This is a genomic window from Mesorhizobium sp. WSM3859, from assembly GCF_002295065.1.
Lineage (GTDB): Bacteria > Pseudomonadota > Alphaproteobacteria > Rhizobiales > Rhizobiaceae > Mesorhizobium.
Genome location: NZ_NSGG01000012.1, coordinates 208,794 through 223,006 on the forward strand (window position 1 = coordinate 208,794; position 14,213 = coordinate 223,006).

At 60.1% G+C, this 14,213-nt stretch carries 7 protein-coding genes; 3 read left to right on the plus strand and 4 right to left on the minus strand.

All coding sequences use genetic code 11. From position 1 onward, the window contains the following. Positions 1–148: 148 nt before the first annotated feature. Positions 149–712: an FMN reductase gene (gene msuE, locus CK230_RS23715; protein ID WP_095819549.1), complete on the plus strand. Its 564-nt coding sequence runs from the start codon at positions 149–151 to the stop codon at positions 710–712. 136 nt (positions 713–848) lie between these two features. Here the strand turns inward: msuE and CK230_RS23720 are convergent, their stop codons facing one another. The 4 genes from CK230_RS23720 to CK230_RS23735 all read right to left on the minus strand — a co-directional run bounded on the left by CK230_RS23720 (position 849) and on the right by CK230_RS23735 (position 10,622). Further along, complete coding sequence (locus tag CK230_RS23720) at positions 849–1,667, minus strand: hypothetical protein (RefSeq protein WP_095819550.1); 819 nt, start codon at positions 1,665–1,667, stop codon at positions 849–851. A 129-nt stretch (positions 1,668–1,796) separates the two neighbouring features. Then, positions 1,797–5,741, minus strand: coding sequence for a glycosyltransferase (locus CK230_RS23725; protein WP_141246079.1), 3,945 nt, complete (start codon positions 5,739–5,741; stop codon positions 1,797–1,799). Further along, positions 5,738–6,817, minus strand: a complete 1,080-nt coding sequence (locus tag CK230_RS23730) for a glycosyltransferase (protein WP_095819552.1) — start codon at positions 6,815–6,817, stop codon at positions 5,738–5,740. The genes CK230_RS23725 and CK230_RS23730 overlap by 4 nt, the downstream gene beginning before the upstream one ends. 10 nt (positions 6,818–6,827) lie before the next feature. Next, entirely contained in the window at positions 6,828–10,622 is a 3,795-nt protein-coding gene (locus CK230_RS23735; RefSeq protein WP_095819553.1) for a glycosyltransferase, read from the minus strand. A gap of 695 nt (positions 10,623–11,317) precedes the next feature. Between CK230_RS23735 and CK230_RS23740 the strand changes: the two genes are divergently transcribed. Together CK230_RS23740 and CK230_RS23745 are read left to right on the plus strand one after the other, a co-directional pair. Next, positions 11,318–12,400 carry a DUF4347 domain-containing protein gene (locus tag CK230_RS23740; RefSeq protein ID WP_176480186.1) on the plus strand — a complete coding sequence of 361 codons (1,083 nt, stop codon included), beginning with the start codon at positions 11,318–11,320 and terminating at the stop codon, positions 12,398–12,400. Beyond that, positions 12,397–14,213 (plus strand): DUF4347 domain-containing protein (locus tag CK230_RS23745; protein ID WP_141246080.1); only part of this gene is annotated, 1,817 nt, incomplete at its 3' end. The genes CK230_RS23740 and CK230_RS23745, both read left to right, overlap by 4 nt.

Here is a 14,213-nt window from a genome sequence, read left to right on the forward strand (position 1 = left end):
TCGGTATCCATAATCTGTTCGATCCATGGAAAAATTGTTCGGCGGCGAGCCCTCCAAGGGTCGACGGTTCCTTCTAAGGCGGGCCGGAGTCTATAAAAATTATAGACATTGGACGTTTGGCGTCGACCTACCGAGAAAGTGCCACAGCATGCACAATCCAACTGTCGTCGGTTTCTCCGGAAATTTCACCCGGCCGTCGAAGACGCGCGGCTTCGTCGAGCATGTCGTCAGGGATATCGCGGTCCGCAACAATCTGTCGGCGAGCACCTATGACATCGAGGATGTCGGGGCCTCGCTCGGCAGCGCCAAATGGGCGCGCGATCTCGATCAGCAGGGCCGCGACGTCCTCGACAAGGTCGTCAACGCCCATGTGCTGGTGGTCGGATCACCGACCTACAAGGGCAGCTACACGGGCCTGTTCAAGCACTTCTTCGACCTGCTCGATCCGACGGCGCTGAGAGGCAAGCCGGTGCTGTTGCTTGCCACCGGCGGCGGCGAGCGGCACGCGCTGATCGTCGAGCATCAGCTTCGGCCGCTGTTCGGATTCTTCGAGGCGCTTGCCTTGCCGACGGGAGTTTATGCGACGGACAAGGATTTCGCCGACGGCGTGCTTGTGTCCGAAGCGATCCGCAAACGCGCCGCGCAGGCGGTCGAGGAAGCGGGATACGCGCTGTTGAGCCGTGCCCGCGGTCAGCGGGTTGCGGCCGAATAGCCGAAGCCTCTGGCCGCAGGACGTTTCCCGACGGAGTCTAGCGCGTTGCACGTTTCACCGAAACGGCGAACCGCTCTGTCTCTTTGATTTGTCGCAATTTCTTGACGGAAAACCGCTCACACTTTTCCTGAAATTGCTAGCGCGCCGGAATCCCCAGCAGCTCGCTCAAGCGGTTTGGAAGGTGCGGCGAGGCGCGCAACTCGGCGCAGCTCTCCTTCCAGCGCCCGAGATATTGGCTGGCTGACAAAGCCGTGCGCTCGGGCCAGCGGTTGAGCGCGCCAAGCGCCTCGACGCTCTCCGGAGCCTGCTCGTACTGCGCGAGAATGGTCAGGGACATGGCTTGCGCGAAAGGATTGAGGCCGGGGATCTCGATTTCGCTTCGATGTTTCGCGAACCACGATGAAGCATCGCGGGTGAGCCCTTGGCTGTCGGCGAGCGCGCGATAGCCCTTGATGATGTTCTCGCGATACCCGGCAATGGCGTCGCCGAAAGCGTTGTCTCCGGGAAAGGGCGGGTCCGCCATCCAGCTTTTTGCCAAAAGCCCCAGCCCACGCAGTGAGAAGGCCTCCACCATTGCCTCCTCGAACCATTGGCAGGGAGGCGCCGGCTTGGCGTCTGCCTGCCAGCTATTGGCTGTCACATGGCCTAGTTCATGACCGAACTGATAGGCAAGCTTCGACCAGTCCCGCTCGCCGATGTCGACGATGATCCAGGCCATGCTGCTGCCGTCCGGGTGCAGCCAGATGGCGGGCGTGCCCGACGTATGCTCCTCGACGCGGAGCTTTGTTGGTTGGCGATCGGAAACGAGGCGGACACCGTCCAGGCATGCATGGCGCATGCGCTCGAGGACGAGGTCGGCGGAGCGAGGAAGCATGTGACCCCAATCGCCGGCGAGTTCGATCGGGGCGGTGAGGAGGGATGGAGGCGGAGTGGTCGACGAGATGCGCTTTGGCATGCAGGTGTGCCCGGTGGCCAAAGATAACCAACGCGCGTGGGCCGCAAAGGTTGGGCTCAAGGCAGCCAGGCCAAGCGTTGCCTGCAGGAGGTACCGGCGCTTCATTCAGACAACCAGGCCCGTCAGGTTTCAATTGACATGCTTCACCACGTTCCAAAACCGAGCCTGTTCCTGCCGCTTTTGCGCTAGAAAGTGCCCTACGGAAGCGAGTTGCCCTTCAAATCTCCGATAGATTCTTTCCACCATCAAGCGATGGTCACCGACGTGCATTTCACCGACGCCAGCGCCTTTTAGCAATGCGACCGCCGAGCGAAAGGCTCCATGGTGCACCGCGAGGACATCATCCCGGGCCACTCCTCCTTCCCTATCGCTTGCGGTGAACACAGGCTCAAATCTACCGTCGATCTCGGTCACGTCCTCAACCTGAGGATGCGGTGCGCGATTGAGTTCCTCCATCACCTCCGCCTCGTCGCTGTGCACCGCGCGCCGAACGAGCGACATAACATTCGACCTCCTTCTCACCGGCGCAAAGCTTTCATACTCTTCCCTCCATGAGGCGGTATCTATGTGATGAATAAGGAAAGAATCCACCGTCAAAAAACCCGTATGATCAAGCAGTCTATCCAGAGACCATCCAGTTCCACAAACGTCGGCAACTACAGCCGGGTCTCCTCCGCACGCCTCTCTGAAGTATTTCAAATAAGAGCGCGACGGCGACACCCGAGCAATTCGACTAGTGTAGAAATATGCCGAGCTGGGCGGGTTGGAAAGTTCTGGCAGAAGCTCCTGATACAGTTGATGCCAGAGGTAGCAGTCACGGCCGCTAAAAAGAATCCGACGCCAGCCCCTTTCCCTTGAAAGATGCAGAAGGCTCAGAGTCGCCAGCAAGATAACCGGGAAATTCAAGTCGATCTGGTACAGCTGCAACAGACGCAACTCTCCATCGGGATTCCATGACCTAAGCCTGGCTTCCCTAACAAGATTGGCTAACCATCCGTACCCGGAGTCACTTAGGTCACTTTCGGCCGGTGTCTGTTTCGCGCCGGTGAACAGCCGCGCCGCAATTCCTGACGCCTGGGCAGAGGCCACGTCGCTAACCTCGTTGTCGCCAATGTGTTCTGCGAGATGCACCTCTTCATTGATCGTCGCCCAGATGTCGCCGGACCGTTTTCCGTGCGAGGAAAGAAACAGTTTACTTGGGTTTAGACGGCACTGCTGCGAGATGATTCGCATCAAGAAATCTTCTGGTAAGTACATATCGGACACGATGACGTCACCTTGGGCAAATGAGGAGCATGTCTCCGCAATTGGAAACAGCATTTCCTCCTCGACGGCCAGTTCCACATTCATCAGAAGTTCTGCAGAATCTTTGGCGACGCCGTGGCTCGTTGATAGTTGGTCGTAAATATCCTGAAGCGTGTAGGTAGAGCCGCATATTTCGGCTTCAGCCCTCATTCGTGCTTCGGCAAACCCAATGCGCTTGGCGCGCATCTCGACAATCCGGAAAACCTCTCGAGGCTCAACGCATCTACGCGCTACCAGCGTGTCGAATAGATCGAAGCTTCGCACAGTCGGCTTGGAGTCGTTAAATTCCGTCAACCCCTTGGTTCTGTTTACAGACCTTCCTTGCAGTCTATTTGTGACAAGTTCGGCTATTTGCTCAGCTCGATGTCGAGTTAAATGCTTCCCTCTTGCCAGGTCCATTCCGGCACGTCTTATCCTGTCGACCTCCCGCCGATTATCCTCACTTGTGATCCATTTCGTTTTTTCTAAGAAATCGTCCCGGCCGCAAAAAATGCAGTTTTTATAATCTACAAAACCCAGATCGTTCAACTCTTTCTCAATGACACGATCGGCGAGCAGCAGGGATCCAACAGACGCTATTTCGAAATTCTTGAGAAGAACGCATTTGCGAATTACGTCACCGTTTGCTGTATGGCCATCGCAGAAGCAGGATATATACTTGGAAAGCTCCCGAAAATAGGCGGTTCTGACAATAGCGGTGCTGTCATCAGTATAGCGGTTGCCATAACCGGGATGGTCTAACACGGCTATTGTTTCATTGCTGAGACCGGCAGTGTACTGCCTGAATGGCCGGTCCCAGGCGACGCTTCCAGACACCAAAACCTTAACCAATGGGTCCGCATTGAATTTAATATCATCGTATCCCAGACATCCTTCCAGAGACGATGAATATGGGATCAATACGACGTCTCTATGAGTATAGTATTTATCAAAATCATAAGAATACGGGGTTATGATAGTATCGCATCCCGAAATGTATGATGAAACAAGCTTGTCATGAACGTCGCTATAGCTGACCAATTCATCTATTCGAAATATCTTATATGGAGTAAGGCGGTCAATTGGTATTCGAGCCCCTCTTTGGTAGGCAATAAGCAATGCGCCATATGAATTCAATAACGATATTGTTCGCTCTTCTTCAAAGTTCATTTTCGAAGAGTCGAGTACATCAAAACCGTGCTCCTCACCGAGGAGCTTGATGAGATAGTAATGCTCATTTGTTAGGTACGAGCTAAGCCACTCCACGTCGCACACTACGGCTTTTCGGATGATTCTAGCGGTCGCAGGAGTGGTTGCGGGTTGTGTGCCGCGATGAATCCGGGCGCTTTGACCGGCGCTTTCTATGAGTTCGACCCAATCGTTGATTGCGAACGTCCAATCGAACGTTCGCGCCGCTTCTTGGATGGATGCGCACTTTTCGGCGAATTCGCTAGGGTTGTCCCTGTAGTGACTAAGGGTTTTTGCGGCGAATGCCTTGAATTTGTCGGCTTCGATCGGTGCGAGAATGCCACCTCCCTGATAGGCTCTTAGGGGAAAATGTCCAACCGGGGTTCCTATCACCAATCTCCCAGCCGCCGCCGCTTCCATCACCGGCAGTTGCGCGGCTTCGCTGACTGAACTCGTCAAAAGAGCGTCGATCGTTCTATAGAATTGCGGCATGTCGTGAAACGAAGTTTGGTTTCCAGTCGAGCCTGCTATCTTGAACGCAAGCCCTGCCTCGCGGGCAGCCGCCTCGGCCAACTCGCCCCGCTTCCATTCTACACCGTAGGTTTTGACAGACATCGATGAGCCGTAGCCGACTGTCGCCAGGCGGTCCGGCAATGGGGCGAAAAAGCTCTGATAGTCGATTCCAAGAGATGCCACCTTCGGCATCCTTGGTATGCCCCGCATTGCCGAGGCCGCATACACGTATTCGCTGACAACCCCGTAGGCGGCCAGTTTGTCGAATACCTCAATTCCCTTCTGCTCAACGAGCATTCTTATGTCTAGTTCGTGATGGGATATTGCTATTATTCGGTCGTACGATATGCCGTATCTGTCGACCAGAGATGGAACCCCGTCCAATGCGGTCAAGTATAAGTCGTAATAGCTCGATATTAGGTCAATATGTTGTTCATTACTAACCTGCCAATCCATTACATCGACAATAAAGCCTCTACGATGCAATTGTTTGCACAAATCGTAATAGACGCGTCCATGGGACCACTTGGTGTATCCATAAATAAGCAGCTTCAATCGACTGGAGGTTGATTTCGCGACGGCTCGTATGGTTGGATGAATAATGTATTCTTGTATGCGCCTGAAATCCAAACCCTCCGTTTCACGTAGGGTTTCTATATTGCCGTCGTTGCACCAGTCCTCAGAGGCGACAAACAGCTCCCATGTGCTGCAGACCGGTGCTGATAGGCGGACCCGTCCATCCGGTATGGATGACAGGAACAAGCCTGCTGACTTAAGTGCCAGCAACCCGCGCTCTAGCGGAACAAGGTCGAAAACAGTGGCCTCGGCAGGCGTTTCAGAACTGAGGGGGAGAGACCAGGGCAGGCAGCGGTCTGGCCCACACGTCATTGGCTCTGGAGAGACGTTGCCTGACCAAACCAATCGCCCACGCCATGAGCCGCCCGGCACTTTATCGATCGCTTCGAAATGTAAGTTTGCGGGGCTGGTCTCAATTGCGCCGTGGCGCAGTTCGCCTGAGGCCGGGTCGACGTACAAAACAGAGTTGAACGCGGTCAGAAGCCGCGCCGGTCGCAGAGTGGAAACGCTCATGCTCCTGCCCGTCGCTCCTCTCGCAATCGAATGAAAAATTCAAGATTGTTCTTCAGCCGCTGATTGCTCGGATCGAGGTCGAGCGCCTTTTGGCCCCATTCCACGGCGAGGTTCATCACGCCAAGATGCCAGGCGGCGATTGCCCCTAGGTCGAACAACCGGAAACTCCAGCAATTCGAGTCGTCCAGATAACTACCAGTGCGGTGCGTCTTCTCAATCCCATTGGTGCAGGCCCAAAATAGATTTACCCAGTCGGCCTTGCCGTGGAACTCCTCGGCTAGGTCGAGCCAGATTTCACGCCGGTGCGGCGCTTCCATCCGGGCCTTGTCCAGCCAGGACAATCTTTGCTCTGGCAGCATGCGTGCTATATAGCGCATCGCCTCGGAGCGTTCTTCCGCCCACTTGGTCGCCGGCAATGCAAGGTAGCGCTCAAGCAGTGGAACCGCCCGCTCGTGTTGGTTGGCCCACATCAAATCCCGCCCGAGCCAGAAGCAGATCTGCGCGTCGTCGGGATTTTCCTTGTGCGCCACTTCCATCAGCGGCAGGTAATTGCTCCTCGTTGGTTTGGCGAGATCCTGCACCTCGAACATGACGATGTCGCTGCTCGCGGTGACTTCGCTTTCTCCGGCGAAGACCAAGGCCTCATGGACAGGTCGCTTGAACCGATAACCCCAGCGGTGATGAAAATTCTTCGCCGGCCAACTCCGCAACGGCGTGGGATCGTCGACACTCGCTCTGTAAACCGTCTGGCAATAGAGAGCAGTCGTTTCAGGGGTCCATGCCGCCTCGAGCTTTGACCTCCAACCCGGCTCAAGAAACCGGTCCATGTCCATCGTGCAGCACACATCGACGTCGGCGGGGATGAGTGCCATGGCGGCGTTGCGGGCGTCGTCGAAACGCCATGGGCGGACCGCTATGCTATGCACCGCGACGCCGGCCGCGGTCAGCCGGCCCACCGTGTCGTCGGTGCTGCCTGTGTCGGCGACGATGCGGTAGTCGGCGTCGATCGCGGAGTTGGCCCAGCGCTCGGCGTTTCCGGCCTCGTTCAAGGCGATGGTGTAGACCGCGATCTTCACTGTGTACCGCTCACTCGCGCGCTGCTGAAAAACCTTGCTTGACGGACATGCCCGACGCGCCCTTGCGGATAGCCACCAGCCCGCCCATCAGCTTTGCCCGGTTCAACTCGTAGTGGCTGTCGAAGAACAGGATCTCCGCGAACTGATCGGCAAGAGCGCTGACGCCCAGCGGGTCGACCGAGCGCGCGCTGCCGCGCTGTTGGATCTCCCGCAGCAGGGTCTTGGTCAGCGTGATCTTGCCGAGGTCCTCGCCGGGCGGCTGCCAGTCGAGGTCTTCCAGGAAATACCAGCCGCCCTCGGCAAGCAGCGGGAAGAATTCGCGCAGCGTCAGCTGTTCGTCGAACGAGGCGTGGCTGCCGTCGTCGATGATCACGTCGAGCGAGCCCGGTTCGAGCTTGGCGGCGACACCGCGCAGATCGTCCAGCTTGGACTGGTCGCAGACGAACGATTTGAACATCTTGTTGTTGAGCCGCGAAAAATCCGTCAGATCGACGCCGATCACCTGGCAGAACGGAAAATAGCTCTGCCACAGCGAGACGGAAGGCGTCTCGCTCTGATTGCCTTCCGCCAATCCGCGACAGAGGCCGATTTCCATCAGCCGCCGCATGGATAGTCGCCGGGCCGACAGCAGGCGATCGTAGATCCTCGAGTAGAAATGCCGGTTGCCGGTGTGCCGGTTCTTGTCGGTGTTGAACCGGTCGGCCAGGGTCGTGAACGCCGGGAAGCCCTCCAGCGGGTCGATCAGTTGCGCTATGAGGGGAGTGCCCGTCTCGTCGGGCCTTGGCGCGTTGCGGGCCGTCCACAGATGCAGGCCGAACACGCGCTCGTCGTTCAGGTGGTCGGCCAGCTCCCCGATCGGCTTTTCAAACCTGTCGAGCTCCATCCAGTCGATCGAGTTGAAGAACATCGGGCCGAAGACCTGGCTGCGCAATTCCGCACCTTCGTCCGAGCCGACATAGTCGGATAGAAGCTTGGGGCCGACGTCGCCGAAATCCTTGCCTTGCCCTGCGTAAAAGCGCTCGATCGACTGTTCGTAGAGCGCCCGCATATGTCTGCTGTAGGGCTTGGCGTACATCACGTTGCCGCAGATGAAGTGGCCTTTGTGCGAGCCGCGCCATTGCAGGTTCAGGAAGTGGTCGCCCTGGAACGGGAACGGCCGCAGCAGGATCACGTCAGTATCCATCCACAGCCCGCCATGCTCGTAGAGCACGGCATAGCGGAATACGTCGCTGAAGTAGCGGATTTCGGAACCGGCGACGATCCGCTCGAACAACGCGCGCGGCACCACGTCCTCCGCGCCCCGCACTTCCACGCCAAGCTTGAGCAGGAACTCGAGCTTGTCGGGAGTGTAGCTCCACACCCGCACTGGGTGGCCGGCGGCGCGCATCGAGGTGACGGCGGCAATCAGCGTTCGGTGCTCCGCCGTCTCGGACATCACTTCATAGAAGCAGTTGATCCGCGGCAGTGCAGCGTCGTCGGTTCCCAGAAGGGGCGTTATCCTGGCATCGAATTCGCGCGACCGGTCGGAGCGTTCCCGCTGCGAGGTCACGTCGCGCAGGAACGGCGCCAACCCATGAAAGATCTCGTCGGCCGATTTGCCGCTGCCGGACCCGTCCTGCGTATCGTCCGTCGACAGGTCGCGTCGGTCGCCGGTCACCTGACCATCAATGCCGTTAGACTGGACAGCCGCCGTTCCTTGAGAACCGGCGTGTCCTGATGCGCCGGAAAGAGCGGTGATCGGGCGGGGGGACGGGGCCGGGTTCGAAGCCGGCAGGCCCGATTGCAGGTCACCCACATCCTCCAACGAGGCGTCGACCTCCGCCGCATCGACCGTCGCGAGCCAGGATTCGCTGTCGGCAACGCTGTAGGAAATCAACAGCCGCTGCTCGTCGGGATGCCAGGCCAGGCCGGCTGCGAACTCGATGCCTTTTTTGTTGAAGAAGAACGGACGGCTTACCTTGCGCAAACCGTTGTTCCGATCGAACCAAACAAATCGATGCAGGTAAAAACGCCGGTTCTCGGAAGCTCTCCACTGCACCTCATGGATCAAGGCGAGCCATCCACCGGCGAATTCAATGGCCTGGCTGCCGCCCCTGAACAGTTTGGCGGAAATCGCGGGTGACGTTTCGCTGATCGTGGCCGCGTTTTCGTTCACTATGCGGGTGGGATCGCAGAAATAGATGAACTGCAGTTCCTCCGCGCCGGTCTCCCCGTTGCGCCCAACGCGAGGCATCCAATTTTTCTCATGCACTCGTGGCCCTGACGGACGAAGCACGCGCCAGTCCGTGAGCCGGCAGGGTCCGCTCTCGTCGATCCGTGCGACAACCTGCTCACACCACGCTTCCGGCGTGAACTCGCGAACACAGGCAGAGCCCCAAAGTTCGCCGTTCCACGCAAACAGCCGAAGGTCCTCGAAACCCCGCACACCTTTGTAGACAGGTTCCGGCATGTCGAGAGGCGCCAGAATCTCGGTGGCCGACTGCACATCGAGCTGATCATTCAACCGGAGAAGAAAATTACGGGTTCGGATCGCGTCGCCGTTCTTCGTCTCATAACGAAGGCCGTCCTCTGTCATCTCGTAGTTCACAGTCCTCTGTGAAACTACAATCTGTCCACCCAGTCGTGTTACTGATGGATTGAGAGGCCGGTAGCCATCCGGCGCGGTGAAGTCGACTTGGCGCGCGTTGAAGGACGGCATCGTCGTCTTGGCCGGCTGCACATAGTAGTAGAGATTGGACCACGCCAGGTCCCTCGGGCCGTCGCCGATTTCGCGGTTCAGCGCCAGCCAGTTGCAAGCGGCGAAGCCGCGATCCTTGCGGACGGGATCGCGGGCGTAGTTCGCGGCGATCGCATACTCTTCCCGCAGGCCGGTCGTGTAGACCGTATCCTCGATGAACAATATGTCCTGTTCGGGCTTGGCGATCGCCAGCCCCGCTTCGCAAAACAGCGCGCTGGCGTCGTTCATGCCCTTCTCGCGATAGTACCGCGCAAGGTCGTAGAGTGGCTCGGCGCGCTGCGGCCGCTGGTTGAAGGCGGCCAGCGCATGGCGGATGAAGCCCTCGTCGTCGCCGAGCTGGCGCTGGCAGCGCGCCTGCTGAAGGCGGGCGTTCCAGGCCTCTTCGTCCCAGCCGCCCATGCCGGCGCGCTTGGCATAGGCGACGGCGGCCTCCGTCATTCGCCCGGCATCGCGATAGGATTGCGCCAGGTAGAACCAGTAGCGGTGGTTGTCGGGCTCTTTCTCGAGCGCCTCCGACAGCAGTCTGGCGTCGCGCTCGAACTTGTCGACGCGGTTCGATCCGCTGGCGTGGTCCTTGTACCAGGCGCTGCGCAATTCCTCCACGCCTCCCGGAACATCGAGATATTCGTGGGTCACGCCGTGATAGCGCGCCCCGGCGTCGCGCCGCACCAGACGGGTATTCCAATAGGCGAGGCCGGAACCCGATCGCTGCAGCAACCGGTAGCCGGGGCCGTTGAGCTGCTCGCGAAAACCCGCATCCTCGACGATGAGCTCCATGTCGGCGTCGTCGAAAAGGAGGTAGTCGTAGGGCAGCGCCGAGGCATAGGCATGGTCGAGCGCCTCGTTGCGCGCCTGTTCGAAATTGTGGAAGGGGAACTCGTGCAGCTCGCCGGGCAGGTTGCGGGCAGCGAAGAAGGATCTGATGAAATCCTGCGTCCCGTCGGTCGACCCGGTATCGCCGATGACCCAGCAATCGATGTGATCGGCGACGGCGCCAAGACAGCGCTCGAGGTTCGCCATCTCGTTCTTGACGATCATGTTGAGGCAAAGGCGCTTGCCGTTTGTCATCCGTCGCTCGATGAGACTGTCAGTTGCCGCATACCCCGTCGTGACGGGCGTCGAAATCATCCCGGCCCTGTTAGTCTCACGGTTCATGCTGTGCCGTCCCGTGTCATTCTTTGTTAACCTTATCGACCATGGTTAGCGGCGGACAAGATGCGATGGCAGGGGCGCCTGTCGAGACAACTGGCGCCTCCAAATCCGTCCTCTTGGCCTTCGAAAATTCGCCGCGCCCAGGGCGGGCCCGACCTCGCTAAAATGCGCCGCCTTCCGCCTTGAAGCGGTTGTGCCGGCTTCATTTTTCGCTGACAGGCGACAGGCTGGGCAGCGGCGAGGGCAGAGCAGCCCTCGCTCTCGATGTTAACCAATGGTTGTAGTTTTGTTAACAAACTAGAAACCAGTCATTTACAAACCAACAATTTTCTAATTTACTAATATGCGCGATGTCCACAGGTCTTATGGCGAAAAGCCATATAGCGATGTGGTTGGGGTTGAGAGGGCTGGGGTAGAGAATCCTTCGCAGATGAGGGGGGTGGTTGTGCGTCCGCGCACCACTTATAGCTGCGTCTATGTCTGTCTCGCGGCTGGGGCAGACGGTTTCCGTTCCGAGTTCCTCGCAAGTGTCGCCGGCAAACCGGCGGCATCGGGGGTGCGTGTTGTATCGGGCGAGAACTCGTGCGGGGCGGGGCAGTGTAACCCGTAAATTGACCAGTATTGATCGGCCCTCGGTCGCCGGAAGGCAGGCCTCGGCTGCGCTAGAACACCGGCGTGTGCGGCGTCCAATCGTCGGCAGTCCAACAGGCGCCTCGGCGGCCACGCAGCTTGCGGCTTCGACCCTCGCCTGTTCGCCCGTCGCCAGCGAAGAAGGCGCAGTAGATCTCGCAAGTGCTACGAAGGATTTCGCCGAGACTGGCATCCGCGAAGTCGTATTCCTCGATCCGTCGGTGTCCGATCCCGGCACAATCCTGCGCAACCTGCGGCTCCAGGTGGAGGCGATCGTCCTCGACGGCGCGAGCGCGCCGGCGCGGCAGATGGCAACCGCGCTCGAAGGCCGCCGGGGCCTCGATGCCGTGCACGTCATTGCGCACGGCGCGCCCGGCCGCGTGAGCTTTTCGCGCGGGGAATGGACACCCCTCACCATCGAAGACGACGAAGCCGACCTTGCCGCGATCGGCCAGGCCCTTAGGCCCGATGCCGGCCTCGGCCTGTGGAGCTGTGAGGTCGGCGCCGGCGCGGCGGGCGCGGATTTTGTCGGCGCGCTCTCGCGCGCCGCCGCGGCGCCCGTGGCGGCTGCGACGGACCGCGTGGGTTCGCCGGCACTAGGTGGAAATTGGGAATTGGACATGCGGTCAGGGAGCGCAACCGCACAGCCGCCGCTCACAGAACTGGGTATGTCGAGCTATAAGGGAGTGTTTTCCGTGGCATTGACCTCAACAGGCCGTGGTGAACGGTTAACTGTTTTCGGACAGTGGGCTGCCGGTACGGCGGCTGGCACATACTTCATAGTCCTGAATGAAGGCGGGACGTTGAATGTTATCGGCCAGTTTATCGTCCCGACGAATTTTGGCGGCACCTTCGCGATTTCCGAAGCTCTCCCGGCTGGACGCTACACCGTGGGTCCGAGTGCCCCAGGACCGAATACCATCGCAGTTTACAACGGTCGGTGGAGCCCTGCAGGCAGCAATGGCGGGACATGGTCGGTCGGCGATTTCAATCCGACGATAACCGCATCGCTTAACAGGACAGGTGACGCCCCGAGCCAATCTGACCGGGGGACAGCAAGATGAAAAACGCTTGCGAAATCGTCTTCATCGATCCCTCGGTCGCCGATATTGCCGTGCTCGTCGCCGGACTCAGGCGGGGTGTCCAGCCGGTGGTTCTCAGCGGCGAAATGCCCGCCTCAGCGGAGATTGCGGGTGCGTTGCGTGGCCGAGAAGGTTTGGAAGCAATCCATATTGTCGTCCACGGCCGCCCTGGTGAGCTCAGCTTTTCCAGCGGGCCGCTCTCGGTTGCGAACATCGACCAGTACTCTAAGGATCTCGCGGCGATCGGTGATGCCCTCGGGACGAACGGCGATCTATTGCTGTGGGGTTGTAATACGGGCGAAGGCGCTCGTGGGCGGGATTTCGTAGAGGCACTGTCGCGAGCGACTGGCGCGCCCGTGGCAGCAGCCACCGGCCTTATCGGCGCCGCGGCGCTCGGCGGAAGCTGGGAGTTAGAAGTTCAGCCAGGTCGCGCAGTGGTGCCACCACCGCTGACGGCGGCGGGTATCGGGACGTATGGCGAGGTGCTTGCGGCAACTATCACCGTATCAAGCCCCGGCATCTGGTATTTGTATGGTTCTTGGCCAGCAGGCACGGCGGCGGGCGAATATTTCGTCGTAATTACCAATAGTTCCGGCACGCAAACTGTTGTGGGCAGCTTTACAGTTCCCACAGGCGGTGCGACTGGCAACTATGCCGTCCCGGTATTCCTGTCGAACACCGGTAGCTACGACGTCGGTGACGCTTCTGCCGGAAATCCGGCAGCCGGCACTTTTGACATCAGCGTATATAATGCCTCATTCGGTAACGGCTCTAGCGCAGGACTCTGGACACTTAACACAGAGCAAACTGGCTCGATATCGACCAGTATGCTCGCGTCCAATGCGACCGGCCCCACGGGTGCGACCGGGGCCACGGGCTCGACTGGCGCGACGGGTTCGACTGGGGCCACGGGTGCGACTGGTGCTACGGGTGCGACCGGCGCCACGGGTTCGACCGGTGCCACAGGTTCGACCGGCGCCACGGGTGCGACTGGTGCCACGGGCTCCACCGGCGCCACCGGATCGACCGGCGCCACGGGTTCGACCGGCGCCACGGGTTCGACCGGCGCCACGGGTGCGACTGGCGCCACGGGTTCGACTGGCGCCACGGGTGCGACGGGTGCGACTGGCGATACCGGGGCCACTGGTGCTACCGGCGCAACCGGCGCAACTGGCGCCACGGGCGCGACCGGCGATACCGGAGCCACGGGTGCCACCGGCGCAACAGGCGCGACCGGAGCAACTGGCGACACCGGAGCCACGGGCTCTACAGGAGCGACCGGCGATACCGGAGCGACGGGTGCCACTGGCGCAACGGGCGCGACCGGAGCAACTGGCGACACCGGAGCCACGGGCTCTACAGGAGCGACCGGCGATACCGGGGCAACTGGTGCTACCGGCGCAACGGGCGCCACGGGCGCGACTGGCGCCACGGGTGCGACTGGCGATACCGGAGCCACGGGCGCCACGGGTGCGACCGGCGCCACGGGTGCGACTGGCGATACCGGAGCCACGGGCGCCACGGGTGCGACCGGCGCCACGGGTGCGACTGGCGATACCGGAGCCACGGGCGCCACGGGTGCGACCGGCGCCACGGGTGCGACTGGCGACACCGGAGCCACAGGTGCCACCGGCGCAACGGGTGACACGGGCGCTACCGGCTCGACTGGAGCTACAGGTGCGACTGGCGCAACGGGCGCGACCGGAGCAACTGGCGACACCGGAGCCACGGGCGCCACGGGTGCGACCGGCGCCACGGGTGCGACTGGCGATACCGGAGCCACGGGCGCCACGGG

What these genes read in the sequence shown, in the direction of transcription:
- msuE (WP_095819549.1), top strand. Translation starts at nt 149, where the DNA reads ATGCACAATCCAACTGTCGTCGGTTTCTCCGGAAATTTCACCCGGCCG.
- CK230_RS23720 (WP_095819550.1), bottom strand. Translation starts at nt 1,667, where the DNA reads ATGCCAAAGCGCATCTCGTCGACCACTCCGCCTCCATCCCTCCTCACC.
- CK230_RS23725 (WP_141246079.1), bottom strand. Translation starts at nt 5,741, where the DNA reads ATGAGCGTTTCCACTCTGCGACCGGCGCGGCTTCTGACCGCGTTCAAC.
- CK230_RS23735 (WP_095819553.1), bottom strand. Translation starts at nt 10,622, where the DNA reads ATGACAAACGGCAAGCGCCTTTGCCTCAACATGATCGTCAAGAACGAG.